Origin of the sequence: Leadbettera azotonutricia ZAS-9, from assembly GCF_000214355.1 — a bacterium.
GTDB lineage: Bacteria > Spirochaetota > Spirochaetia > Treponematales > Breznakiellaceae > Leadbettera > Leadbettera azotonutricia.
Map to the genome: position 1 here is coordinate 3,049,828 of NC_015577.1, position 25,396 is coordinate 3,075,223.

Sequence of the window (25,396 nt, forward strand, 5' to 3'; positions counted from 1 at the left end):
GCCCCATATAATAGGCAAGGAGCAGCTTATGCGGGACACAGTATCATTATCAGTATTGCAGCAGCAATATCGCTTGGGAAGATTGAGCAAAAAAGAGCTTGAAGGCATTATCTTCCAATACCTGATTGATAATTTTGAATACTACCATGTATTCGACGGAAACCAGGAAAGGTGGGTTGATTTTCTAAGCTGGCTTTATCCCAGGCTGTCCAGGGCGGTGGACAGCTACAGGGACAAGGGTTCATCCTTCGACGCCTATATCAATGCCGTAGTACAATGGGGCAGCAGGGAATACCGCATGAAGGAAGCGGATCATTCTGCAACAGAGTACGCCTGCTGGAGAGCCAGGGCAGAGGAAATGGCCCTTCATGATACTGAACCCGAATATGGCGGCATGGCAACAGAAACGCTGTTGTCCCCGGAGGAATTCTCAGACCGGCAGATCCTCATCCTCTTCCTTAAATCCTATTATTTTGTTTCTGATGATTTTCTCGGCAAGGTAGCAAAATTTTTGGCCATGGAAAAGCAGGAGCTAAAAACATTAGTAGAAGAACTGCGAATTCTCAGGGACAAGAGGGAAAAGGCAATCGCGAAGCTCAAGGACAATGTTCATAGCCAATACTACCGCTGCCTGACATTTCAAAAGAAACTCTTGACCATTTCGCCAGAAAGCAACTGTTATGAAAAACTGCAAAACCGTTTTGAAAGGGCCCACGCGCACTTCATATCCATGCAGAAACGCCTTGCAGGGGCAAGGCTGGATGCATCCAACAGGCAAATTGCGAAAGTCCTTCATATCCCGAAGGGGACTGTCGATTCAATCCTATACACTATACGGGAGAAAGCAAAACTTTCGGGATTCGACGGTATTGGATGGGTCAGCAAGAACTAGGAGAAACCAGGAAGGCCGGGTATTATGGCTCATGCTCAGTTACCGACATTCATTCCATGCAGGGAATGCGGCCGATGTGCTTAAGCACACGATCCTCATCTTCTGCCTCGACTACCTGGGGCAGAAGGAGAAGCCCCTGCTCTGCGTAGACACCCATGGCGGGGCAGGTTCCTACAGCTTTGCCAATCGTGAATGGGAGGCAGGGTATGGCGCCCTGGCAAAAGCCGGAGCAGCGGAAGCCCTGCCCTCCATGGCGCGGCGTTATCTGGAAATAATCAACGCCGGGGGAAAGGATTATCCGGGGTCGCCCCTTATTATGGCAAGGCTGCTCCGCCATCTGGACCGCCTGGTTTGTTTCGAGCTTCACCCCGAAGATTTTGAAACCCTGAAAAATTGTTTGGATAATTTCAGGCATGTCGAAGTCCGCAAAGAAGACGGCCCAGGAAGCCTCAAAGGTCTGTTGCCTCCGCCTTCAAGGCGGGGCCTCATCCTCATTGATCCCGCCTGGGAAGAGCTGTCCGAATACGAAATGATTCCGCAAATACTGGCAAGCGCGCTAAAACGTTTCCCGGAAGGGACTTACCTTGTATGGTATCCTCTCCTGCTCCATCCTAAAGCTGCTGCGGAAAATGCGGATTCGGAAACACTGCGCGAAAACCTCTTCGCTATCCATGCGGGAAGGCGCTGCTTCGTGGAACTCCACACATCATCCAAAGACCATGCCCCGGCAAATTCGCCCCGGGGCATGTACGGCTCAGGACTTGTGATCATCAATCCTCCCTATACGCTCAAGCCTGCATTGGAAGATGCGTTGCCTGTATTGGTACAAGCCATGAACGCCGAGGGGGGCTGGAAACTTGAATGGAAAGAATGAACAATACACCATGAGCGCACCAAAAGCAACACAGGCAATACCGAGCCCCCTCCCCTTTCAAACCCCGGGGGAAGAAATCGCCAATTCCATACTCCATGGAATCGGCATACTCCTGGCTATTGCGGGCCTTGTGCTTCTGGCTTTGAGAAATTCCGGCCGCCTGGGGGGACGCTATGCAGGGGCAGGCGCTATTGCCTGTTATGTCATTTTTTCCGCCACCATGATCTCCATGTTTCTGGCTTCCACCCTCTACCATGCCATACAGCACGAAGGCGCCAAACGGATCTTTCAGATACTGGACCATTCGGCAGTTTACCTCCTCATTGCAGGAACCTATACACCTCTTTCCATACTGGGGCTCAAAGGCGTCTGGGGCTGGACCTACTTCGGCATTGAATGGGCCTTGGCCATCGCGGGCATAGTCCTCTATGCAATTAATTGGAAATTCCTCCGCAGGGCAGAGCTCACTGTTTATATACTCATGGGCTGGGCTATTGCCATAGCTACATGGAAGCTCTACCAGCAGCTGCCACTCCCCAGCTTTGTGCTTCTTTTTGCAGGAGGCATAGCCTATACAATGGGAACTTTCTGGTACAGGCGGAGGCACCGCAGGGTCTCCCATGTAATCTGGCACATCCACGTAATCACCGGGGCTGTGTGTCACTGGCTTTCTTTGTGGTTTTTGAGTTAGAATAAGACATGCCCACAGTAGACGACAAGAAAATAATTTACTCCATGTACCGGGTTTCCAGAAAGCACGGAACCAAGCAGGTACTCAAAGACATAAGCCTCTCCTATTTTTACGGCGCCAAGATAGGCGTCCTGGGGCTCAACGGATCAGGCAAGTCGAGTCTCCTCAAGATTCTCGCCGGAGTGGATACTGAATTCGCAGGCGAAACATCCGTTAGCCCCGGCTACACCATCGGCTTCCTTGAACAGGAGCCTTACCTTGAACCAGGGAAGACTGTCAAAGAGATAGTCTCCGAGGGGGTTCAGGGTCTGGTGGATCTCCTGGCGGAATTCGACAAAGTGAGCGAAGCCTTTGGCGATCCTGACGCTGACTATGACAAACTCGGGGCCAAGCAGGCTGAGCTCCAGGAAAAGATAGAAACAGCCGATGGCTGGAACCTGGACAGCCGCCTGGAACTTGCCATGAATGCCCTCCGCTGCCCTTCGGGGGATCAGATAGTTGACAATCTTTCGGGGGGCGAAAAACGCCGGGTTGCCCTGTGCAGGCTGCTCCTTAAAAAACCGGACATACTTCTCCTGGACGAACCTACAAACCATTTGGACGCGGAAACTGTTGCCTGGCTCGAAAGGCATCTCAGGGAATACTCAGGGACTGTCATTGCCGTTACCCACGACCGCTACTTCCTGGACAATGTGGCCGGATGGATACTCGAGCTTGACAGGGGAGAGGGCATACCATGGAAGGGCAACTATTCCAGCTGGCTTGAGCAGAAGGAGCAGCGCCTTGCCCTTGAAGAAAAGGGCGAAAGCGAGCGCCGCAAAACCCTGCAGCGGGAACTTGAATGGATACATCTTAACCCCAAAGGCCGTCATGCCAAGAGCAAGGCCCGCATAACCCAATACGAAAAATTGTTTCAGGATGGCGAGCGGGAAAAGATAAAGGACAATAAAATCACCATACCCCCGGGCCCAAGGCTGGGGCAGCTTGTTATCCAGGCCCAGGGCCTCACCAAGTCCTATGGCGAAAAACTGCTCTTTGAAAATCTGGAATTTTCTGTTCCCCCCGGGGCCTGCGTGGGCATCATAGGGCCAAACGGCGCGGGCAAAACCACCCTCTTCAAGATCATCTCGGGCCGCGAGAAGGCCGATAATGGAAGCATCAAGCTGGGGGACAGCGTGGCCCTTGCCTGGGCAGACCAGATGAGGGAAAACCTGGACAACGAAAAGACAGTCTGGGAACAGCTTTCGGGCGGCCTTGACCTTGTCAAACTTGGTTCTGGCCAGGGCGCCAAGGAAGTCAATTCCCGGGCTTACTGCGCATGGTACAATTTCTCCGGCGGGGACCAGCAGAAAAAGGTGGGGGTCCTTTCAGGGGGCGAGAGAAATAGGCTTAACCTTGCCCTCATGCTCAAGGAAGGGGCCAATGTGCTGCTATTGGACGAACCGACCAACGACCTGGACGTGAACACCCTCCGGGCCCTGGAAGAAGCCATCGATAGCTTTGCGGGCGCCAGCCTTGTGATAAGCCACGACCGCTGGTTTCTGGACCGCATAGCCACCCATATCCTGGCCTTTGAAGACGGCGAAGTTATCTGGTATGATGGCAACTGGTCGGAATACGCCGAATGGCGGAAGCAGAAGCTGGGAGCCCAGGCCGACAGCCCCCACCGTTATATTTACCGTAAACTGGAGCGTTGATTTTATGGCGATTAAAGTTCTTAAAAACGATGAAAATATCTACATCGTAGAGCTGCAGAACGAACTGGATCTCTTTAGCTCCAATATGCTCAAAGAACTGGTCATGAAAATGGTTGAGAAAAAAATCGAACGCTTCATTATAGATTTAAAAAAAACAGAGACCATTACTTCGGCGGGCCTGGGCGCCCTGGTCTATGTTTCTTCCACTGCAAAAAAAATGGACTTTGCCCTGGCCTTTACCAACATCAACGAAGCCGTAAAAAAAGCCATAGATATAACGAAGCTTACAGGTTATTTCCCCATAACCCCCACATTAAAAGAAGCAGTAGAATTAGTGCGCAGCCAGCCCCGGACTTGAATTAAACCTGGCCTGAGAGGAAGGTTGCGTCCGTATCGGTGAAGGGTTTCCCGTAAATATACTCAAAAAGAAAACGCAGATCTTCAGGCTCCATGTCCAGAAAACGGCAGCCGAAATAGCCCTGGGAATTGTCTTTATAGCGCCGCACAATACGGGCATTGGCGTTCACTACACGCCTGGGCGCAGTAAGCTTTACAGAGAGCTCGCTGTCCGGCAGCAATGCTGTGGACAGGGGCGAATTGGGGTAGGCAAAGAGCAGGCCCGAAGCGCTGATGTCTATGACCTTGCCCTCGAAAGACTCGTTCTTGAGTTTTCCTGTTTCAAAATAGCCGTTCGTTTTTAGCGAGAAGGCCAGGATTTTTGCAAACTGGTGGAGAGTGTCTATGACCTCGTAATCAAAGGGGAGCTTCCCGTCTTTATTGATCCAAATGTGGATATATCCAACTACATATTCCTGGAAAAGCACCGGCACCCAGGCGTCCGAGAAAATCCCTGAATCAAATTTGTTTTTTATAAACCTCGTGCAGGCATCATCCACAAACTGGAGATCCACCCCTGTGCTTTCAAGGTAACGCTTGAACATATCTTCGGTAATGAGCCGTTTTTTGGGATATGGATCGGTCCTGGGAAAAGAAGCCAATGTCGAAGGAAGGTAGAAGGTCTTCCCTGTTTCAGCGATGATGCGTTCCTCGGGGGCTGCGGGCTTCACATCCTTAAAAATTACGAGCTTATAGCCATTGGCATAACCTTTGATCCATGCAGCCATCTGGTCAATGAGGCCGCTCAAATTCCTGGGGTCCAGACTTTGGATAAAATCGTTGCCCAGGCCTACAGGGCTGTTTTCATAGTCCGGCGCTTTGGGATAGGTAAGGGAATAGCGATCCCCCAGAAAGGTAAACTGCACCTGGAGATCCTGGGGGGTGTTAACCCGCGAAAAAGAGCGGTCAAGATTTTTATAGAGGAATTCCGGGGCATCCGCAACCAGGTGATCATCCTTTATGGAAGTTACTTCCACTGCAAAAATAATCACCTGACCCCGGTAATCAAACATGAGGTCCAGCTTCTTGCGTATCTTGAGGCCGGCCACTGGCCTGTCGGTTTTAAAAAATATCTGGCCTTTGGTGGGCTTTTCTATAGTGAGTATATACTGGGTACGGTTTTTTAAGTACATGATGGGGATCTGCTCATCATAGAGAACCTTGAGGAGAAAATCCTTTTCTATGCGCTTAATCGGGGTGGCCATCTTCTAACAGAACCTTTTAATAAAACCTTTCGTAAGGGGTGAAATCGTAACGGTACTCTTCCCGCAAATCCGCTAAATCCCTGGCGGGTTCCAAAACGAGATCATCCAGAAACCAGTGCCCGGAACTTATCACCAAAGCCGGTGGCTGAGGTTCCCCTCCGGAACTTGCCGCAGCGTCTTCTTCATCAGCCTCTGCTGCTTCTTCGCGTCTCAGGTAAAGCTCTCCGGACATGCTCTGCTCTTTGCCCAAAAAGCGGATGAGAAATGAAACAGCCCCGTCGGCCTCAACACGGCCGCCCCCCAAACGGTATTTTTCAGGCCCCAGGCTTTCAAGGCCTGCCAAAAGCCCGTCAACCAATGCCGCCCCGGATTGGGCCAAAACCGGCGCTTCCTTATTCCCCTGAACCAGGGCAGCCAAAACTGTCTGCGCAAAACGCCAGGCGTCTTCGGGCGCAGTACCCTTCCCCAGCTCGCCTATCACCGTATCGCTGGGATAACGGGGCGCCTCCCCCCTCTGGGGACGGCGCAGGGATTCGGGGACGGTGGCTGAATCCAACGGCTCCACGTCCTGGGAGAAAACCCCTGCCTGAAACAGACACAGGAGCAAAAACACCCCCAAACAGCGGATTTTTATCATACTTAGGATATAATAGTAGGTCTGGGAAGAAAGATCAAATGCCTGTATACTATGGAAATGAATATCCTGTCATGCCTGCAATCGGGTTTCACCGAACCCATCAGGGATAACCTTTGGGGCCATGTGTACCTTACGCCGGCCCTCAAAGCCCTGACCGAGTCCAGCCCCTTTATGCGCCTCCACCGCATCATGCAGCTGGGGCCGGCTTTCAGGGTATATCCGGGGGCGACCCATTCCAGGGCCGGCCATTCCATAGGCGTGTACCACCTTGCCCGGCGCCTCCTCGTCTGCCTTGCCGAACAGGGGGCGGATGCCTGGCTTACAAGGGAGGGCGTCTTCTCCTTCCTCTGCGCCGGCCTCCTCCACGATCTGGGCCATTTCCCCTATACCCACTCCCTCAAGGAGCTTCCCCTGGAGGATCATGAGGCCCTTACCGCCAAAAGCATACAGGCTGAACCTTTGAGGCGCCTTGTCGCAGCTGCGGGCGCCGACCCCGATTTTACCGCCGCAATCGTAGATACTGGCATGGAAGAACAGGGAAAAGAACTCCATTTTTACCGCAAGCTCCTTTCCGGCGTGCTGGACCCCGACAAGCTGGACTACCTGAACCGCGACGCCCTGTATTGCGGCGTGCCCTATGGCGCCCAGGATGTGGATTTTATCTTTTCCCGCCTCCGGCCCCATGAAGAGAGGGGTGTGGACATAGACTCCAGGGGCATTCCCTCGGTGGAATCCATTCTTTTTTCAAAGTACCTCATGTACCGGGCTGTCTATTGGCACCGCTCGGTACGTTCCGCCACAGCCATGATCAAAAAAGCCCTCCTGAGCTGCCTCGAATCGGGCCTTATCGCAGGGGAAGAACTCTACCATCTGGATGATCAGGGCCTCTTTTCACTCATGGAAAAGCGCACGGACGGCAAAGCCCTCTTTTCCCTTGCCCAAATGGTCAGGGACGGCAAACTCTACGAAACAGCCGCTGAAATTCCTTTCGACCCCCTTCTCCATAAGGCTCTCGGAAAGATTCAGGACCGGTCAGGTTTAGAAAAAAGCCTGTCATCCGCCCTATCCCAGGGCCTTGGCAGGCTCGTTTCTCCGGAAAAGCTTATAATCGATGTCCCCGAGCCTATTTCGTTTGAATCGGGCCTTTTTGTAGCTGACGAGGGCAAATTTTTCGGCCAGAGCTCCAGCGCCTTCAGACCCGAAATGGTGGATGCTTTTATAAAATCATTGAGGGTTATACGGGTTTTCACAGACCCGGAAATCCTTGCAGGAATAGAGGCTCCAGGTATCTTGCAAATTACAAAAAAATGGGTACAGTTAACATAAGAGTGGGAAGGGAGAAAAAAAATGGAACTGCATAACACAATGGAAGACAAAATCCTCGCCAAAGTTGAAGATATCTTCAATACTATAAGCAAGGATGGGAATCCCGACAATTTCTGCACCTGCAGCCAGTGCCGCATGGACACGGCCTGCTATGTGCTTAACCGGACCGTGCCCCGTTACATTGTCTCCAACAGGGGGGCAGCCCGGGTTCAGCAGGAGACTATAGACCAGCAGCAAAAAGACGCGGACATCGCAGCCCTTATCTACGAGGGCCTTAAACGGGTCAACCACAACCAGAGGCCCAATTTCAAGCATGCCTCGGTTTCCGGGGATGCTGCGGCAGCCTCGGGCAACCCGGTTTTCAATGTCCCCACTATAGTGGGCCGCCTTTTCGACGGCAACAATTTTGCCCCCCTTTCGGGAGTCAAAGTTGAGCTCCTCCACAACGGGGAACTGGTGGCCATGAAGGACGCCAACTGGCAGAACCCCTACACCATGGTTCCCAACACAGACGGCACCTTCACCTTCTGGCCCGTCCCCATACCCGCCGACACAGCGGACGACCGCAAAACCTTTGAGTACTCTTTAAAGGTTGAAGCCCCCGAGTTTGAGACTTTGATTCATTACTTCAAGATTCCGGTAATCAGCGAAGTGCTTACAGCTGCTTCCTTTACCCTGGGCCGCACCTTCAAACTTCCCGACCTCTACATGTTCCCTCCTGGGGAAGCTGAGAAGAACGGGTATCTGGATTAAGATACTTTTTCGGCGGGGGGGGATTTGAACCCCCGACATCGAGTTCCCAAAACTCGTGGCTTAACCACTGGCCTACCCGCCGTGAACGGCTTTATATCTTAAATTTTCTACCCTTCCTCGTCAATGCTTAGGGAAACATGAAAATCACTTTCTGTGTTTCCATTTATGATCGGCTATTGCTCCAGGGTATTACAGAATGCAAATATTCTATCGCCTTTAACCCGTTAATTGCCCCTGATCGGGGCTGCCGCGCTGGATCATGGAAACAGGCAGCAGCGTCAGCCACCATATTGGCAAAAAAGCCTGTGGGGCCTTCAAAGGCTTCACCGGATAGTTTAAGGGATCGAAATTTTTCCGCATAAGGGCTTTCATCGCTTTTCCAGACTTCAAAGACACCATTGCCTATGCGGAGCCTGCCCTGGGTGCAGGAAAATTCCAGTTCGAAAACCAGATGATCCCTCCCCGCTCCTGCCTCCATAACGAAGGGAATAGCGTCGCGAGCCCTTGTCGGTTTTTTGAGGATACCTGCAAGCCATGCTGTACCTTCCCGTGCGTTCAGTTTTGCACCCCAATGCTTTTTATGCGCTAAAATTGAATCCGTCAGAAACATGACAGCATCAGCCAGATGGGTGCCATCATGCCAGAACACATCCGCAAGCCGCCGGGTCTTCCCCATATAGAGCACAGCCCTTGCGCTGAGAAGGGGGCCAAGGCTGCCGGAATCCAATATTGCTTTAGCCTTGATATAGTCGGCTGAATAGCGCCGTTCATGATTGACAATTATTCGGGTGTTTCCATTCCTGGCGAGTGCTGCAATTGCTTTGGCTTTGTTCAGTGTATCTGCCAGGGGCTTCTCGCATATTACTACCGGGATATTGTGGGCAACGGCAAGTTTGCAGTAATAATAATGGCTGTCGGGATGGGTGGCGATTGCCATTATACCGGGGCGGTGCTTAGCCATCATTGTTTCTGCATCTTCATAAACCGGAACCTTCCAGCGTCCGGCAAAAAGATCGCGGCGTTCCGCGTCTATGTCGCAGCCAGCAGCAAGGATACAGTCGGGGTTGTTTGAGACTGCCCCTGCATGGGTGCAGGGCTTTTCCCTCTTTTCATCTTCTTCAAGGAGGCTGGCAATTCGGCCAAGACCTATAATTGCTACGGGTATCTTTTCCATTTTTACGAAACCTTTATGTGTCTTTCCTGACAAGTTCCACCTTTATATTCTTCGCCTTTATCTCGTCCACTTCTTCCAGTTGATTCATAAGCGATTCGGGATCGTTGAAGCGTTTTTCACGCCGTTTGTTGAACAGGGAATACAAAATCGGCGACACGAAGAGGGTCATAAACGCGCCGGAAAGCAGGCCGCCTACTATGGTCATGCAAATGGGCTGCATGGATTCCGCGCCTTCTCCAGGAAAAAACGCAATAGGCACCATGCCGAGCACAGTAGTCAGGGTTGTCATCAAAATCGGCTGCAAGCGGTTCCGCCCTGCTTCGACGCAGGCTTCGAAGACCGGAGTTTTCCGTTCCACAAGCTGGTTGGTAAAATCCACCAGCACGATGCCGTTGTTGACCACAATGCCGACCAGAGCGACAATGCCGACCAGGGAATAAAGGCTGATGGTTTGCCCTGTGAGCTGGTACACTGCCATTACACCTATGGCAAGGAGCGGAATCGACGCAAAAATGATAAAGGGATCTACAAGGGACTCAAACTGCGCCGCCATCACGCAGAACACCAAAAAGGCAGCCAGTAAAATGACGACCAGGAAGGCGCCTCCGAAACGCCTGATATCCCGTGCGTCCCCCTGGTATTCCAGCTTGACTGTTTCGGGCAGCACGATGTTTTCGTTTACAAGCTTTTCGACCTGGGCCTGAACTTCGGTAGCTATAGCTCCCGGCGCAAGACTCGCTGTTACCCGGTTGACGCGCACCCCTTCTTCCCGCTGGATCTGCTGGGGCGATATGCCCTCCTGGTATGTAATAAAATTGTCCAAAGCCATTAGTCCGTTGGCTGTCTGAATGGTAATTGCACCCAGATCAGCAGGCGCAGCCAGATCCGATTCGGCAAGGGACACGATGATGCTCACATCATCGCCGCCTATATGGTAGGTCGTAGCCGTCGAGCCGGTTATTGCCGTTTTAAGCAGGGCGGAAATCGTGTTGACGTTGACTCCGGCCGCGGACGCCGCGTCAGTGTCTATACGCACTTCGTACCGGGGGCTGCCCGAGTCAAGGGCGCTTGCGGGATTGAGCGCCCTGGGCACATTTGCTTTAAGCAGGGCAACAATTTCGTTGGAAACCAAAGTCATGGATTCGGTGTCATCGGAAATAACTTTGATATTTACGCCTCCGCTGCCCCCGCCGGGCCCGCGGCCCGATGAAAAGGTAATCCGCACATCGCTCCAAAGGGTTGTAAAAGGCGTTAGTTTGCTTTGAATTTCCCGGGCGCTTATCTTTTGATCTTTTAGTTTAGGCAGGTTAATCTGTACCGAACCGGAATTGCTGCCGCCGGTATTGATAACAATAGTGTTGTACGCATCACGGGGGAACTCCCTGACGATAATTTCCTGAAAATCGAACAAGTACTGCTGGACAAGACCGGCGGTAGTGCCAACGGGCAGCGAAATATTGATATTCACCTGGTCATCCGACTGGGATGACGGCGTAAGGTTCATGCCGGTCGATGTGAGCCGCTGCATTGACAGAATCAGTATGGCAAACACCATTACCAGGACAATCAAGCGATTTTTCAGGCAGAACCTCAAGCTTGCCGCATAGCCGTCTTCAAGGCCCTTGATCAGCTTTGCGAAGATATCATCGAGTATTATAAAAGGTTTAAACCGCAGGGGCTTTTGGGTCCGGGTGTAAATCTTGATGATACTGCCGGCCAAAGCAGGAACCAGGGTCACCGACACAATCAGGGACACAATCAGGGACACTACCACAGTCAGTATCAATTCCTGAAACATCATGCCGTACATTTCAAGTTCAGCGCGGTAGAGCAGCACCGGCACAAATACGCATACTGTCGTTGCCGTAGACGCAATAATCGCCAATACCATATTCCGGCTGCCAAAAATAGCGGCCACCGCAGATTTTTCGCCCCAGCTCCGCCGTTTGTTGATATTTTCCAGAATGACAATCGACGAGTCCACGGTCATACCCATGCCCAGGATCAGACCCGACATGGTCATCATATTGATAGTCAGATCCATGACTGCCATAACCATCAATGTGATAACAATCGAAATCGGAATGGACATGCCAATGATAATGGAGCTGCGGAAGTTGCGCAAAAATAAAAAAATGATCAACATGGCGAGGACCGCGCCCTGAATGCCGGACGAATACACCTCGTTCATTGTTGAATCAATGAGGGATGTATCGTCACTTAGTACCGATACGCTTACCCCCTTGGGGAGATTGTCCGCGATTTCAGGAAGTATCGCATGCACACCTTTTGAAATAGTCGAAGGATTTGTGCCCGACTCGTTGGTAATGCTGATATAGATACCCGGCTCGCCGTTGATATAGACCCGCCGTCCGGTGTTGTCCGTGGCCTCGTACACTTCTGCCACATCGTCAAGGCGTGTGCCCGCCGAAATCACCGTATTGCGTATATCGTCCAGGGATTTAAAATATTCGTCCGTGATAATTTCGTAGTCCGTTATGCCGTGGGTCAAGGTGCCGTTGGAGACTTGAACATTGCGGGCCGCCAGGGCGCTGGTAATGCTTTGCAGGGTCAGGCCATAGGCTTCGAGGCGGTTGTTGTTCACGTCAACATGAATTTCGCGGTTAACCCCGCCGTTGATTTCAGCGGACGCGACACCTGAGACCCGCTCAAGCAGTGGCTGCACGGTTTCTTCAGAAATTACCCTGAGTTCATCGAGGCTCATATCGCCCATTACCGCCATCCGCATAATCGGCATGGCGCTCATGCTGAAACGCATAATAGTGGGAGCGCCGCAGCCATCGGGCAGGGAATTTGTTATCCGCGCCAGCGCGGCGGTAACGTCAGCAACCGCCTCGTCCATATCCTTGCTGTAGCCGAATTCAAGCTGTACCCGGCTGCGCCCGCTGGACGAATTGGATGTAATCGACTTGACATCGGCAATACGCCTGAGGGAATTAAAAATCGGCTTTGTTACGGTTTTATCAATTTCTTCGGGGCCTACATTGCTGTAGCTGGTCATCACATTCACATAGGGAGGGCTGACACTTGGATACAACGCAATGCCGAGCCTGGGGATAAACACCGCGGCGATAACGCACACGAGTATATACAGCATCGTAACCGTAACAGGTTTACGTACCGAAATTTCAGAAATGTCCATATCGATCCCCTAATTTGAATCTAAGGAAAGGCCCGCCGCGACAATCCGCACCGGTGAACCATCGGTAACCGAACCGGCCGTAATAATGCGGTCGCCCTCTTTTAGCCCTGAAATAATCTGTACGTCCGAATCGTTGGTCAAACCCAGAGTGATGGGAATGCGGCGGGCAATGCTGTTTTCATCCATTACATATACTGTCGGATCGCCATTGTAGTTTTTTATTGCACCCCGGGGGATAACCAAAGCGCGATTTTCCTCGCGTATAACCAAATACACAGACGCAAACATCCCCTGTTTAATGCGCCCGTCACGCTTTGCGAGGAGCAGCGTTGTTTCGATGGTACGGTTTTTGTTGTTGACCACAGGGCTGATGGCCGATACGGATGCGGCGAATTCCTCGCCGGGGGCGGAAGCAAAGGAAACAATAGCCGGGAGCCCCCTCCGCAGATAGGCACTGTATTTTTCTGCGACATAAATCGTAATTTTCAGATTGTCCAGGGAACCGATAACCGCAATCACGGTGGCCGACGAAACAGTGCCGCCTGTAGTAACGGGCAGGCTGGTAATCGTACCCCCTACCGGGGACGTAACCGGATTCTCCGAATAGGATTGCCCCGCCCGGGACGGATCGATATAGGCGATAATTTCGCCCTGCTGTACTGTATCGCCCAGGTTTTTTACAATCCGGGTTATTTTACCCGATGTATCGGGCATTACATTGACTTCCGACTGGGAAGACACATCGCCGTTAAGCTTGACGACCTGCCTGATGGTTTCCGGCTGCAGTGTTTTTGCCGACACTGTAATGGCGTTGGCAGCAGGCCGGCCCGATGAATTCCCGGCTGGCTGCATGCCCGCCGGTGGGCCGCCCGCAGCAGGCGAAGCCTTCGGCGCGAGCATATTAAACGCCGCAACACCTAAAAATACCGCAATTAGTATAATTACAATTACTTTTGCGATCATATCACCTTTAATCATATGCTCCCCTGCGCGTATAATGTATAGACTTCCGCAATATCAAGCCGCAAGGCCGCAGCCAAATTGTACACTGCAGCTAAATAACCGGCATTCGTGGTAAGGAGCGTCTGCTTTGCGTTTACCATGTTTTTATTGGCATTCTGCAAATCAGTTTGGCTCACCAGGCCCCCGCGATACCCCTGCTCCGAAAGTTCGTATGCCCTGGAAGTAATTCTCAAATTGAGGGCGGCGGACTCCATGTTCTCACGAATCCGATTGATCTCATCCGCTTTTTTTTGAATATCCTGGGCCGCGTTTTTCCGTACTGTATCCAGGGATAATTCTGTTTGGGCTGCGTTTTCTTTCAGGGTCTTTGCATTCAGCGACTGAGTCGATCCGGGTATCCAGGATGAAATGGGAATTGAAACAGAAACAGAAAACCTGCCCGATGAGGTCGGATCGTCAAAGGAGAACCCTGCATTTTGCGGCGGGCTTAAACTTATGCTTTCGGAAAAATTGATGCTTGGCGCCCTGGTCAACGATCCGACCTGCGCGTTGAGCTTTGCCTGTTCAATGGCAACGGCCTGGGCGCGCACATCATAACGGTTGTCGCAGTACCTCGCGGCCAGCTCCCCCGCTCGGGGAAGATCGAGGAGCATTACCTCAATCTCGCCTTCGAGTTCCGCAGCGCCTGCGGCATCGAGCCCGATTAACAATAAAAAAGCGGCGCGGTTTTGTTCGAATTTGACAGCAGCATCGTTCAGCGCCGGACCTGCAATTTGATATGAATACAGGGCATTGAGCATTTCAAGCTCCGAGGCCAAGCCGCTTTGGTAATTTTTGCTTGTCTGCTCGTATTGCTGCTTTTTAAGCTCCAAATCTGTACGCAGGATTTCGATATTCTGGTTCTCCGCAAGAAGGGCATAAAAATTGGTGGACACCTGGGTGACAAGGGTCCGTCTCGCATTATCATAGGCTTCTTCCGCAGCCTGAGCCTTGAAACCAAGAAGTTTTGCATTCGCCGGCATTGCCGCAGAAAGCTGCAAGCTTACCGACGCGCTGGCACTCCACGAGTTGGATGGATCTCCCTCGGGCCGGATCGGATGGGTATTTGCAACCCCCAGGGATGCCGTCATGGAGGGCAAAAACATGTTCCATGTATTGTTCTTCTCACGCAGGGCCTGATATGCGGCAAGTTCGCTTTTTTTCAAATCCGCGTTGTTTTTAAGAGCCGCGTCCAGCGCCTTTTCGAGGGTTAACGATTCCGCGATTAAAACACCGCAACCCACCAGGGCGAAAAACGCAACGCCAGCGACTATCCGCTTCAATATAAACTCCTGTTTAGCAAGGCATCATTATATATCTTCTTTCCCTACATTACTATTCCTATGATTCTGATAAATTATTCTAGCAATAACCGTGCCAAGATAATAAAAATGATGATAAAAAGCAGAATAAACATGATATACATGAAAACAAGGGCTTTGCGGAGTAAAACTGCTGCCCAGAGCACATGCACTGGCGGCTTTTTCAGCCTGATATCGCTTTAAAAACTGCGTAAAAATGCAACAGCAGTAATTTTTACGCACTTATACCTTGGCATTTGCTTCAGGAAGATATTTCCAGTAACGCACGGGCATGAGCTGGCGTTGCAGCCCAAGGTTTTTGCGGTTCTCGATATTCACCGAACGGTGGTAGAGACGCCACAAATTTTCCCATGCGTCCCCTGATGCCGCGCCAAAGGGAGGCATCTGCAATTTAACGGGCCGCACGATTTCTGAATCGAGACTTTCCATGCGGGCCTCTTCCCCCGCAAAGCGTATGAGGCAGAGCCCCCGCTTCTCGTCGATGATCGCCCAAGGTATATCCCCAAAACGCAGCGTGAAATGTTCAGCCAACGCAGGAAGCACAAAACAGTCGGGGGCGCAGCGGGCAACATAGAAGCCGCCATCAATGGGGCTAAACCTGAGAAGTCCCAGAAGGCGCTCAATCTCGCGGCTTGTTTTATATGCGGCGTTCAGTACAGCCAGTACCGAAGGGGCTCCGCGATCCAGGCAGGCCTTGCCAGCGGCTGTGCGGGCTTCAGGAGAGGCAAGATCATTGCCGCCTGCTGCAATGACTTTTTCGATGAACTGCGCGATGTCCCTCTCCACGGGCAATTCGCTCATGCATGCATGAAGGGCTGCTGTATAGGCTTCGAGGGAAAGGCTCTTTAATGTTTCGAGATCGAAATCCTCAAGGTTAAGAAACGAATGATCTGAACCGCTTTTCTGTGATGGCCGTGATTGAATTTCGAAAAGATCTGCCTGCCCTTGATCTGCTTCTTCGCTTTTCCTCAAAATAACACCCCCTGCAATATACTATACCTATGTATAGATATTATTGCAAGAGGCATTGGGGAGGGAAATTCCAAACCGTCTAGGCTTTTACATCAGCCTTAAGGCGTATCACATTCCAGGAAGCAGGGGGAAGCAAAACAGAAAGCTTCTTTGAGCCTACAAGCCCTTCAATCTTCGCGCCATTTTGAATGACCGGCTTTACCTTTTCCTCTTTTGCGGAATTGGCAGCTTTAAGATCATTGTTGAACAGGCTGCGGTGTTCAATCACCTTGCAGTCGCCGAATCCGGAAATGCCGGCTTCCAGTTCAAGGTTTTCTTTGAGGTTCCTGTTCACCGCAAAGATGGCGATTTCATTATTACCCTCATTATGGACAGCTACTGTTTCGATATAAGGAATATCCGTATATTCTTTGGAATCGTATTTATCGGCTGTCACTGGGCAGCGGAGCACTGTGCCCCTGCCGAAAAGAGAAGCGTCCATAAAGGGATAGTAGATGCTCTGCCTCCAGGAATTGCCGCCGGGAACTGTCATAATCGGGGCTATGACATTCACAAGCTGGGCAAGGCAGGCGACCTTTACACGGTCGGCATTTTTGAGCAGGGTGATGAGCATGCAGCCCGCTACAAGAGCATCTTCCATATTGTAAATATCTTCCAGAATAGGCGGCGCTTCGATCCATTTCTCGACCTGCTTATCCGCATTATTGCTGTGATACCAAACATTCCATTCATCAAATGAGAGGTTTACAATTTTCTTGCTGTGCTTGCGGGCCTTAACCAGGTCGCAGATGCCCGCCACGGTTTTGATAAAATTATCCATCTCCAGGCTGCGGCCGAGGAAGTTAGGCGTATCGCTTTCGTGGTTGCCAAAATAAATATGAAGGGAAACATAATCCACCAGATCATAGACATGATCCAGCATCTCGGCTTCCCAACTCCCGAAGGTAGGCATGCGGGCATTTGAGCTGCCGCAAGCTACCAATTCTATTGACGGATCGGTCCACTTCATCACCTTGGCGGCTTCTGCTGCGACCCTGCCGTATTCATCTGCGGTCCTGTGGCAGATTTGCCAAGGGCCGTCCATTTCATTGCCAAGGCACCAGAGCTTGTAGTTATGGGGATCCTGCACGCCATGGCTCCTGCGGAGATCGCTCCAGTAGCTGCCTTTGGGAAAATTGCAATACTCTACAATATTTCTTGCAGCCTCAGCGTCACGGGTGCCCAGGTTTACCGCCATCATCACATCAGTATTGGCTTTCTTTGCCCATTGGGCAAATTCGTTGATACCCACTTTATTGCTTTCTTTGGTACCCCAGGCAAGGTCAAGCCTCATGGGGCGTTTGTCCACAGGCCCTATGCCGTCTTCCCAGTTATAGCCGGAAACAAAATTGCCTCCGGGATAACGCACGAGGGGCACATCCAAATCCTTTACCAGTTTTATTACATCTTTTCTAAAGCCTTTTTCATCAGCCTCAGGATGCCCGGGTTCGTAAATGCCCGTATACACAGCCCTTCCCAGATGTTCGATGAAAGATCCATAGATCCGCTTGTCGGTTTCTCCTATGGAAAATTCTCTGTGCAGTGTCATCTTTGCTTTCATAATACTCCCTCGTCTTTCCATTTATCCCCTTTTGGATGGGGGCAATAATTTATATTACTCAAGGCACGGAACTGTATAAAACAGCCACAATGCGCGCAGAGTACACCTTCTTTTAGGCTTTCACAGATAATACAACATTGAAGCCTTTGCGCATACCTGTTTGAATCCGATCTGAGAGAAACAGCCAGCGGAGAAGCTATTGCCAAACGCATAGCCTCTTCGGGGCTGATTATTCCTGTCTCAGCCCCGCAACGGGGGCAGGGCCTTTCATGCAAGCTCAAGGGTTACAACCGATTTAGGGGGCAGCTTTACTGTCACTCCGCCTTGAGCCATGGACGCGCCCGAGAAAGGCGCTATCTTAACTGTATCACCTTTTTCAAAAGTGTTATGATCCTGAATATTAGTCGATGTGATTATAGTACCGGAAACATTCTTAAACGGAAAGCCCCTCAATTCCAGGGTAACGGTTTTTTCTTCCTTAACATCAATATTGGTCAGGGAAACATGGGCTTTTTCCTGTTCATCCACAGAAGCGCTTGCGGTGACAGCAGGGATAGACCCAAAGCCCAGACTTACATTTTCACTTTCCACATAGACAGGAAGCCGTACCGCATCCTGATGCACCTTGTACATATCGAAGACATGATAGGTTGGGGTCAGTGTCATTTTTGCACCTTCTGTCAGAATCACCGACTGCAATACATTTATGGTCTGGGCAATATTAGCCATATGTACCCGATCAGCATTATTATTGAAGATATTAAAGTGTATTCCTGCTACCAATGCATCACGGAGGGAATTCTGCTGATAAAGAAAACCGGGGTTAGTTCCTGGCTCCACATCAAACCATGTACCCCATTCATCTACCACTAACCCAACTTTCTTTTTAGGATCGTATTGATCCATGATAGCACTGTGCTTAGAAAGCAGCTCTTCCATATAGTAGGCTTTTCTCATGGTGATAAGCCACTCGTTCTCGGTAAATTCCGTGGCAGAGCCTTTATAAGCCCATTCGCCGGGAACTGTGTAATAATGGAGGGAAAGGCCATCAAGCAGGGGACCCCTATCGCCGCAGGTTTTCTCCATCAACACTTTAGTCCAGTTGTAATCGTCCGTATTGGGACCACACGCAATTTTGTAGAGGGGCTTACCGTAACTGCGGGCATAGACCGCATAGCGGCGGTAATTATCAGCGTAGAATTCAGGGGTCATGTTTCCACCGCAGCCCCAGCTCTCATTCCCTATTCCCCAGAACTTTACCTGCCAGGGCTCCTTCCGGCCATTTTTGCCCCGGAGATCCGCCATAGGGCTGACACCGTCAAAATTGCAGTATTCCACCCATTGTGAAAGTTCCTGCACAGTCCCTGACCCTACGTTCCCACAGATATAGGGTTCGCACTCAAGCTGTTTACAGAGGTCAAGAAATTCATGAGTTCCAAAACTGTTATCTTCGGTAACACCACCCCAGTGGGTGTTGATCATTTTAGGCCTTGCCGATTTTGTGCCAATACCGTCCATCCAGTGGTATTCATCGGCAAAACACCCGCCGGGCCAGCGAAGATTGGGAATTTTAATTTTCCTGAGGGCTGCCACAACATCCTTTCTTATTCCCCTCACATTCGGTATGGGTGAATCTTCACCTACCCAATACCCGCCATAAATGCAGCGGCCAAGGTGTTCTGAAAAATGACCATAGATATGGCGGTTAATTCTTACCCCTGCTTCGGCGGCGTTAATTGCAACTCTGTTCATGATGCGCTCCCATATAAATAGCATTTTACAGTCCGGCCCTCAGCTTCTACATCAGGCGGATCAGCCTCGCGGCATTTATCACTAACCTTGGGACAGCGGCTTGCAAACTTGCAGCCCTTCTGTCCGTATTCTTTTACTTCCTGTGTGGAAAGGCCTATGCGTTTTGCCCATGCTTCCTTGTCCACAGGATCAGGAGCGGGAACGCTTTCTTTGAGGAGCTGGGTGTAGGGATGAAGGGGATTTCCAAGCACCGCTTCCACAGGCCCCATCTCCACCACATAACCGCGCAGCATAATGGCGATACGGTTGCTAATGTAATAAGCAGTTGCCAAATCGTGAGTGATATAAATGACGCTCACCCCTTCCTCGTCACGTAGCTTCTTAAAAAGATTTACAATTGCCATACGCAGGCTGGCGTCTACCATGGACACCGGCTCATCCGCCAATATCAGACTGGGGTGGGAAATGAGGGAACGAGCCACCGAGATACGCTGGATCTGGCCTCCCGAAAGTTCATGGGGATAGCGGCGCGAAAGTTCTTCGAGAGAAAGACCCACAGAATGCAGAGCCTTGTCCACAACTTCAACTGCACTTTTTCTGTCCTTTGCGATGCCGAAGTTGACAGCAGTATCAAAAAGATACTCCTCCACCCGCCTCAGAGGATTGAAAGTTTCAAAGGGATTCTGAAATACCGGCTGCACGGTTTTCATAAAAGCCGCAAAATCAGCGCGCTTCCTTATGGTAGTAACGCTTTTGCCTTCAAAAAGCACATCCCCTGAACTCGGTTCAAGATCCCTAAGCAGCATTCTGGTAAGGGTAGTCTTACCGCTTCCTGATTCACCGGCAATGGTAAAAATTTCAGGTCTGTCTTTTTCTATAGTGAAGCTTACATCATTTACTGCTACAAGTTTGGAACCGTTAATGAGTCCCCCAACCTGAAAAACTTTGCTGGCATGCTTTACTTCCAAAAGATGTGCACTCATTGCCGCCCTCCCTGTAACAGATGGCAGGCAGCCCTGTGGCCGCCACCAAAATCTTTCATTGCCGGAACTTCGCTCCTGCATATTGGCAGGGCTTTAGGACAGCGAGGATGAAACCTGCAACCTTCGGGAGGATTGGCAAGATTGGGGGGGGTACCCTCAAGGCTCGATTTGCCGGTTTTATCTCCAATAACCGGCAGAGAGTTGATAAGATGCTGGGTATAAGGATGTTCGGGCCTTTTAAATATAAGCTCAGTGGGGCCTTCTTCAGCGAGCCTTCCCGCATACATGATACCCACCTTGTTAGCCACATTTGCGTGAACCGCCATATCATGGGTAACAAGGAGTACTGTATTTTGAGACACCGATTGTATTTCTTTAAGAAGCTGCAAGACCCCGCGCTGTACCACTACATCCAAAGCGGTGGTAGGCTCGTCGGCAATGATAAGACTCGGCTTAAAGACCGTTGCAAGGGCAATGGCTACCCGCTGCTTCATACCCCCCGAAAGTTCATGGGGGTAAGAGTTTAGCACATCCGGGGGAAGTCCAAGTTTTTTGACATGATCTTCAATGCGTTCCCTGAATAGAGCGCGATCTTTTATTCCCTCATGAGTAGCAATAATATCTTCAAATGTCTTTATCACCCTGCGCACAGGATTCAAAACGCTCATGGAACCTTGCATAACATAGGAAATTTCTTTCCATCTGATATTTTTGCGAAGTTCCTCTTCAGTAACTGTGGACATATCCACATCACCGTATTTAAAATTATATTTAACGCTGCCCCCTTCCACACGGAGGGGCGGCTTAATCGTCCCTGACAGTACTTTGATCAGGGTGGTCTTACCGCAGCTTGATTCCCCTGCGACCCCATAGATTTCATTGGGCTCAAGCGTTATTGTAACATCATCGACTGCACGAACCTGACGCGAGACGCCATACATCTCTGTTCTATAATAGGCCCGCAGATTTTCTACCTGTAATAAGGCCATATTAAGCTCCCATCCGGCGGAGCCGGGTCCGCGGATCGATATACTCGTTAACACTGGAGAATACAAGGTAGAGTCCCAGGAAGAGCACGACAGAAACAACAATCGGAGCGGCAAGCCACCACCATATACCGGCAATCAACGCCTGATGCGAGTTTGCCCAATAAATTGTTGAACCGATGGTCGGCGTTGTAATACTTGAAAGACCGAGTACACCAAGCGTTACTTCCATGCCGATCGACCAGATCATGTTGTTTATCGTTGTCGCAAAAACCACAGGGAGTACAAAAGGCAGATGTTCAGTCATGGTTATTCTAAAAGACCTGGTTCCTGAGTACAAAGCTGTTTTTGTAAACGATCTTTCTTTTAAACTTAAGACCTGCGATCGGATAAGACGCGCATCCCATGACCAGCCGAAGATGCCGAGAAAAACCGCAAGAATGGTAATGCTCATATGCTCTCGAACCAGAAAACTTACCAATATCAAAATAGGCAGAACAGGTATTACGACAAAGCTATCATTTATTGACATGAGTGCCTTATCTATAAGACCGCCGTTATAGCCTGCTGTAAGTCCAACAATAATGGCAATCACACGGGACACAACTGCAGTAACGATGCCCAAGTACAAAGAATTACGGACGGCAAAAGTCATCCAGTAAAAAACGTCCTGACCGCGCGTATTAGTGCCAAAGATGTATTTGAGTGAAGGCGGCTTATCCATACCCACCTGAAAAGTCTTACCCATATCATAAGGTGAAAACCAGGACAATATGAGCATCACCAAAATGAGCAAGAGAAAAATAAATCCTGCACGGAAACGACCGTCAAAACGCAATAAATCGCGAATTACTTTTATCATTCCAGGGCCTCCTATTGAATCCTGACCCGTGGATCGAAAAGCGGGTAAACAAGATCGAGGATAAGCGCCGCGGTTGCAACACCTATAATTGAAAAAATCGTTATCCCCATGATCAGAGTATAGTCTGTAGAAAGAATCGCTTGATAGGCGAGCAAACCAATACCAGGATATGTAAAAATAACTTCGAGAATCATTGCACCGTTGAAGATCATACCGAGGTTTAAGGCAAGGCCGGTGATCTGCGGCAGCATGGCATTGCGTATCACATAACCGAAAAGAATTTTATTCTGTTTCAACCCTGCGGTTTCTGCATAGACAACATAATCTTCGCTGATAATATTTGAAGTTAGAGACTTCATACCGATAAACCAGCCGCCCACGCCGCCTACAATAAGGCTAAAGGCAGGAAGAACTGAATGGTACAAAACTGTAGTAACAAACTTCCACGTATAGGAAGGCCGCATTCCCATCGGATACGCGCCGCGTATCGGAAATATGGGCCAGATATATGCAAAGAAAATAACCAATAGCAATGCTAATATATAGTACGGAATAGGACGAACTGCCTGGCTTATGACATCAATACTGCCGAGCAATTTACTTTTTGGATAATAGCTGGAAAAACCACCCAAAAGATTTCCGACAATCCATGAAATAATTGTAGCAGTTAAAAGCAGCCCCAATGTCCAGGGCATAGAACGTCCGATAAGTTCTGTTACCGGCGTCGGGAACGAAGAAAGGGACCTTCCAAGATCTCCACGGAAAAGCCTTCCCCAGAATTCCAGATACTGTTCCCAATTACTTCCTTCAAGACCGTAAAGTGCCGTGAGCGATGCCCTAAAATCGTCAAGCATATCCGGAGTATAGTTGACACCGCTCGTCATTGTCCGGTTTATTTGCGCCTGCACAGGATCGCTCGGTGACAAACGGGGAATAATAAAGGTAACGGTTACACCAACAAAAATAACCATAATGTACTGGCCGATTCGAGGCAGCACATAGTTCAATAAAAACTTTTTCATTTATCACCCTCATTCATTCAATGATGAATGGGGAGCCATAACTCATAAAGTTAAAACTCCCCACCCGCATTACTTCATCATTTTCCTGTTGACCTGAGTTTTGCAAACATGTAACGGGAGTTCGTCCAGTTTGGCACAGGATCGGTATAAGGATCGTCTATACTCGGATAACCTGTCCAATATGTATCATCCATTACGGTGAACACGTTGTAAGAGCACACTGCGATTTCAAACATCTCGTCTACGGCAAGTTTTATCCATTCCTTGCCATATTCAACAACCTGGGGATCATCCATGTCGAGTTTCTGACAAGCTTCGATGATTTCGTCCATTCTCTTGTTCTTCCACCGGCTGACATTGCGGGCGGCATTTTCACCAATGCCCCTATACTGATTGGAATGGAATGAGTCAAGGAAGAAGGACAGGTCAGGATGGCCGCCCCATGTTTCAATGTTCCAGTAGAACTCGCCGTCAAAATCACCCGTGCCTGCCAGAGTACCAAAGTCACTACGTACATCGAGGGTGATATCAATACCAAATTCTTTCCAGCATTCAACAACCATTGCAGCGGCGCGGTTCTGGCTCGGTTCGTTATCGGTCTGGCCCATGAATACCATCTTGAAGGGTTTACCATCGTTGAATTCCCATACGCCCCGGGAATTCTTGCGAAGTCCTGCTTTCTGCATAAGCTTTGCGGCGGCATTAACATCATACTTCCACCAGCCTTCGCCCATGTAGCGTTTGATCGCCGTAGGATCGGTCGGAACTATATCGCCTAAATCGTCCCTGGCTTTTGCAGCAATCTCTACGGCTGCATTGGAATTATAAGGCTTGAAGGTCGTGCCATCTCCGAGATCGAGGGTATAATCAGAGAGCCACTGTTGTAATGGGGTATGATAATATTCAGGGTACATACCGGTAGGCGGTACAGGGATCGGAGAGATCGTCATGGCGCCGCGGTAAGAGGCAATTGCAAGCCGGTTAATGTCAAGGGCCAAAGCAAGGGCCCAACGGACATCTTTATTATTAAGACCGGGCTTCTCAAGATTGAGAATACAGGCAACAAGTGTCGGATCCGGATGCCCCCAGGGGAAACCGGGGAACCATGTCTTGAAAGATTTGTTTGCTTTCGTCAGCCTGATAACGCCTTCAACCGCCATATCGTGAATCACGTCAAGCTGATGGGCTTGCGCGCTCATAACTTTGACATCGCTGGTACCACCGTTAATATACATTGCATACTTCGGCGCAGCGCCTACATCCCCCATGCGCGCCAAAGTAGTCCGCTGGTAGTCAGGACGTTTTTCCCACAAGTACCAGTTGCCCTGGGGATCGAAATCTTTAAGCGTATACGGGCCCAGAGTTACAGGGGGATTAAATTTATAGGTAGTGACATCTTCAACTTTTTCGAAGATATGCTTAGGCATCATAAAACATGCATTCCAGCGCACAAGAAAGTTTGCATGGAAGCGTGAATTCGGCTGTTTAAGAAATATCTTTACTTCAAAGTCACTGATCTTTTGAATACGATCCACATAGGCGTTGAAGCGGCTGGTATAGTCCATACCCGGATTTTTCATCTGGATTTCAATCGTATAAATCAGATCATCGGCGGTAAACTGAACACCGTCGCTCCAATAAATACCTTCCCGAAGTTTAATCGTCATCTCGGTAAAATCTTTGTTGTAAATAGGATGTTCTGAGGCAAGAGCATTTTCCCATACACCGTCAATACCGGCATCCGGATCTATAAACCAAAGGGAATCAAGGCCGAGCTGCTGCAGGCCGCCCATAAAACTGGTGTTCCAGCCATTCCAGCGGTTAAAGTAATCCGGGGGATTTGCCCGTCCGCCCGGATTTTCCAGAATGATTGTTTCATTGCGCGGGACATTGGCGCCTTCAATCATCTGAACGTTGGCAGAACTTGCCGTTCCTCCGGCGGCTCCATCCGCCTTTTTTTGACAGCCTGTCAGCGCCAGAGCCGTAACCAACAGTACGGTCAGCACAGGAAACAGGATGCTTTTTAGTTTTTTCATGTTTTCCTCCTGTAAAAATTAAGTGGGTTTATACAAACCACATTTTATTAT

General features: G+C 50.1%; 22 protein-coding genes and 1 tRNA gene. 7 read left to right on the forward strand and 16 right to left on the reverse strand.

What is annotated here, in order from left to right; translation table 11 throughout:
• Nucleotides 1–28 precede the first annotated feature (28 nt).
• From TREAZ_RS13435 to TREAZ_RS13455, 5 genes are read left to right on the forward strand one after another with little or no spacing between them, the layout of a single operon-like run.
• Complete coding sequence (locus TREAZ_RS13435; RefSeq protein WP_015712423.1) at nt 29–892, forward strand: hypothetical protein; 864 nt, start codon at nt 29–31, stop codon at nt 890–892.
• Between the two features lie 31 nt (nt 893–923).
• Complete coding sequence (locus tag TREAZ_RS13440) at nt 924–1,766, forward strand: 23S rRNA (adenine(2030)-N(6))-methyltransferase RlmJ (RefSeq protein ID WP_043923108.1); 843 nt, start codon at nt 924–926, stop codon at nt 1,764–1,766.
• Nucleotides 1,750–2,457, forward strand: a complete 708-nt coding sequence (gene trhA / locus TREAZ_RS13445; RefSeq protein ID WP_245535033.1) for a PAQR family membrane homeostasis protein TrhA — start codon at nt 1,750–1,752, stop codon at nt 2,455–2,457. The genes TREAZ_RS13440 and trhA overlap by 17 nt, the downstream gene beginning before the upstream one ends.
• Nucleotides 2,458–2,465: 8 nt before the next feature.
• Nucleotides 2,466–4,154 carry an energy-dependent translational throttle protein EttA gene (gene ettA / locus TREAZ_RS13450; protein ID WP_015712426.1) on the forward strand — a complete coding sequence of 563 codons (1,689 nt, stop codon included), beginning with the start codon at nt 2,466–2,468 and terminating at the stop codon, nt 4,152–4,154.
• A gap of 4 nt (nt 4,155–4,158) precedes the next feature.
• Nucleotides 4,159–4,512 carry an STAS domain-containing protein gene (locus TREAZ_RS13455; RefSeq protein WP_015712427.1) on the forward strand — a complete coding sequence of 118 codons (354 nt, stop codon included), beginning with the start codon at nt 4,159–4,161 and terminating at the stop codon, nt 4,510–4,512.
• A gap of 1 nt (nt 4,513) precedes the next feature.
• Here the strand turns inward: TREAZ_RS13455 and TREAZ_RS13460 are convergent, their stop codons facing one another.
• Both TREAZ_RS13460 and TREAZ_RS13465 read right to left on the reverse strand, forming a co-directional pair.
• A complete protein-coding gene (locus TREAZ_RS13460; RefSeq protein WP_015712428.1) occupies nt 4,514–5,755 on the reverse strand; it encodes a PilZ domain-containing protein in 1,242 nt (413 codons plus the stop codon).
• A 16-nt stretch (nt 5,756–5,771) separates the two neighbouring features.
• Nucleotides 5,772–6,392 carry a hypothetical protein gene (locus TREAZ_RS13465; RefSeq protein ID WP_015712429.1) on the reverse strand — a complete coding sequence of 207 codons (621 nt, stop codon included), beginning with the start codon at nt 6,390–6,392 and terminating at the stop codon, nt 5,772–5,774.
• A 51-nt stretch (nt 6,393–6,443) separates the two neighbouring features.
• On the opposite strand from TREAZ_RS13465, the gene TREAZ_RS13470 reads away from it, so the two are divergent.
• Entirely contained in the window at nt 6,444–7,718 is a 1,275-nt protein-coding gene (locus TREAZ_RS13470; RefSeq protein ID WP_015712430.1) for an HD domain-containing protein, read from the forward strand.
• A 21-nt stretch (nt 7,719–7,739) separates the two neighbouring features.
• Entirely contained in the window at nt 7,740–8,471 is a 732-nt protein-coding gene (locus tag TREAZ_RS13475; RefSeq protein ID WP_015712431.1) for a late competence development ComFB family protein, read from the forward strand.
• 9 nt (nt 8,472–8,480) lie between these two features.
• Here the strand turns inward: TREAZ_RS13475 and TREAZ_RS13480 are convergent.
• From TREAZ_RS13480 to TREAZ_RS13540, 14 genes are all read right to left on the reverse strand, one after another.
• Nucleotides 8,481–8,553 (reverse strand) — tRNA-Pro (locus tag TREAZ_RS13480).
• 81 nt (nt 8,554–8,634) lie between these two features.
• Nucleotides 8,635–9,645: a Gfo/Idh/MocA family protein gene (locus tag TREAZ_RS13485; RefSeq protein ID WP_015712432.1), complete on the reverse strand. Its 1,011-nt coding sequence runs from the start codon at nt 9,643–9,645 to the stop codon at nt 8,635–8,637.
• 13 nt (nt 9,646–9,658) lie between these two features.
• Nucleotides 9,659–12,808 carry an efflux RND transporter permease subunit gene (locus TREAZ_RS13490; protein ID WP_015712433.1) on the reverse strand — a complete coding sequence of 1,050 codons (3,150 nt, stop codon included), beginning with the start codon at nt 12,806–12,808 and terminating at the stop codon, nt 9,659–9,661.
• Between the two features lie 9 nt (nt 12,809–12,817).
• Complete coding sequence (locus tag TREAZ_RS13495; protein WP_015712434.1) at nt 12,818–13,786, reverse strand: efflux RND transporter periplasmic adaptor subunit; 969 nt, start codon at nt 13,784–13,786, stop codon at nt 12,818–12,820.
• Nucleotides 13,783–15,093: a TolC family protein gene (locus TREAZ_RS13500; protein WP_015712435.1), complete on the reverse strand. Its 1,311-nt coding sequence runs from the start codon at nt 15,091–15,093 to the stop codon at nt 13,783–13,785. The genes TREAZ_RS13495 and TREAZ_RS13500 overlap by 4 nt, the downstream gene beginning before the upstream one ends.
• A 261-nt stretch (nt 15,094–15,354) precedes the next feature.
• Nucleotides 15,355–16,104: a TIGR03915 family putative DNA repair protein gene (locus TREAZ_RS13505; protein ID WP_015712437.1), complete on the reverse strand. Its 750-nt coding sequence runs from the start codon at nt 16,102–16,104 to the stop codon at nt 15,355–15,357.
• Nucleotides 16,105–16,183: 79 nt separating this feature from the next.
• A complete protein-coding gene (gene arfA / locus TREAZ_RS18640; RefSeq protein ID WP_015712438.1) occupies nt 16,184–17,704 on the reverse strand; it encodes an arabinosylfuranosidase ArfA in 1,521 nt (506 codons plus the stop codon).
• Nucleotides 17,701–17,985: a DUF6171 family protein gene (locus TREAZ_RS18780; RefSeq protein WP_483459074.1), complete on the reverse strand. Its 285-nt coding sequence runs from the start codon at nt 17,983–17,985 to the stop codon at nt 17,701–17,703. Before TREAZ_RS18780 ends, arfA begins: the two co-directional genes overlap by 4 nt.
• Nucleotides 17,972–19,456, reverse strand: coding sequence for an alpha-N-arabinofuranosidase (locus TREAZ_RS13515; RefSeq protein ID WP_015712439.1), 1,485 nt, complete (start codon nt 19,454–19,456; stop codon nt 17,972–17,974). Before TREAZ_RS13515 ends, TREAZ_RS18780 begins: the two co-directional genes overlap by 14 nt.
• Nucleotides 19,453–20,439, reverse strand: a complete 987-nt coding sequence (locus tag TREAZ_RS13520; RefSeq protein WP_015712440.1) for an ABC transporter ATP-binding protein — start codon at nt 20,437–20,439, stop codon at nt 19,453–19,455. Before TREAZ_RS13520 ends, TREAZ_RS13515 begins: the two co-directional genes overlap by 4 nt.
• Nucleotides 20,436–21,428, reverse strand: a complete 993-nt coding sequence (locus TREAZ_RS13525) for an ABC transporter ATP-binding protein (protein WP_015712441.1) — start codon at nt 21,426–21,428, stop codon at nt 20,436–20,438. Before TREAZ_RS13525 ends, TREAZ_RS13520 begins: the two co-directional genes overlap by 4 nt.
• Before the next feature lies 1 nt (nt 21,429).
• On the reverse strand, nt 21,430–22,287 hold the full coding sequence (locus TREAZ_RS13530) for an ABC transporter permease (protein ID WP_015712442.1): 858 nt from the start codon (nt 22,285–22,287) through the stop codon (nt 21,430–21,432).
• Nucleotides 22,288–22,298: 11 nt separating this feature from the next.
• The gene (locus TREAZ_RS13535) at nt 22,299–23,309 is read right to left on the reverse strand and encodes an ABC transporter permease (RefSeq protein ID WP_015712443.1); all 1,011 of its coding nucleotides are present in this window, start codon (nt 23,307–23,309) and stop codon (nt 22,299–22,301) included.
• A gap of 77 nt (nt 23,310–23,386) precedes the next feature.
• A complete protein-coding gene (locus TREAZ_RS13540) occupies nt 23,387–25,345 on the reverse strand; it encodes an ABC transporter substrate-binding protein (RefSeq protein WP_015712444.1) in 1,959 nt (652 codons plus the stop codon).
• Nucleotides 25,346–25,396: the final 51 nt, after the last annotated feature.

Bases quoted from the DNA above. Each gene is read 5' to 3' on its own strand.
- TREAZ_RS13440 (WP_043923108.1), top strand. From the start codon at position 924: ATGCTCAGTTACCGACATTCATTCCATGCAGGGAATGCGGCCGATGTG.
- arfA (WP_015712438.1), bottom strand. From the start codon at position 17,704: ATGAAAGCAAAGATGACACTGCACAGAGAATTTTCCATAGGAGAAACC.
- TREAZ_RS13495 (WP_015712434.1), bottom strand. From the start codon at position 13,786: ATGATTAAAGGTGATATGATCGCAAAAGTAATTGTAATTATACTAATT.
- TREAZ_RS13460 (WP_015712428.1), bottom strand. From the start codon at position 5,755: ATGGCCACCCCGATTAAGCGCATAGAAAAGGATTTTCTCCTCAAGGTT.
- TREAZ_RS13475 (WP_015712431.1), top strand. From the start codon at position 7,740: ATGGAACTGCATAACACAATGGAAGACAAAATCCTCGCCAAAGTTGAA.
- TREAZ_RS13490 (WP_015712433.1), bottom strand. From the start codon at position 12,808: ATGGACATTTCTGAAATTTCGGTACGTAAACCTGTTACGGTTACGATG.
- TREAZ_RS13540 (WP_015712444.1), bottom strand. From the start codon at position 25,345: ATGAAAAAACTAAAAAGCATCCTGTTTCCTGTGCTGACCGTACTGTTG.
- TREAZ_RS13520 (WP_015712440.1), bottom strand. From the start codon at position 20,439: ATGAGTGCACATCTTTTGGAAGTAAAGCATGCCAGCAAAGTTTTTCAG.
- TREAZ_RS13435 (WP_015712423.1), top strand. From the start codon at position 29: ATGCGGGACACAGTATCATTATCAGTATTGCAGCAGCAATATCGCTTG.
- ettA (WP_015712426.1), top strand. From the start codon at position 2,466: ATGCCCACAGTAGACGACAAGAAAATAATTTACTCCATGTACCGGGTT.
- TREAZ_RS13485 (WP_015712432.1), bottom strand. From the start codon at position 9,645: ATGGAAAAGATACCCGTAGCAATTATAGGTCTTGGCCGAATTGCCAGC.
- TREAZ_RS13525 (WP_015712441.1), bottom strand. From the start codon at position 21,428: ATGGCCTTATTACAGGTAGAAAATCTGCGGGCCTATTATAGAACAGAG.
- TREAZ_RS13515 (WP_015712439.1), bottom strand. From the start codon at position 19,456: ATGAACAGAGTTGCAATTAACGCCGCCGAAGCAGGGGTAAGAATTAAC.
- TREAZ_RS13535 (WP_015712443.1), bottom strand. From the start codon at position 23,309: ATGAAAAAGTTTTTATTGAACTATGTGCTGCCTCGAATCGGCCAGTAC.
- TREAZ_RS13465 (WP_015712429.1), bottom strand. From the start codon at position 6,392: ATGATAAAAATCCGCTGTTTGGGGGTGTTTTTGCTCCTGTGTCTGTTT.
- TREAZ_RS13455 (WP_015712427.1), top strand. From the start codon at position 4,159: ATGGCGATTAAAGTTCTTAAAAACGATGAAAATATCTACATCGTAGAG.
- TREAZ_RS13470 (WP_015712430.1), top strand. From the start codon at position 6,444: ATGGAAATGAATATCCTGTCATGCCTGCAATCGGGTTTCACCGAACCC.
- TREAZ_RS13530 (WP_015712442.1), bottom strand. From the start codon at position 22,287: ATGATAAAAGTAATTCGCGATTTATTGCGTTTTGACGGTCGTTTCCGT.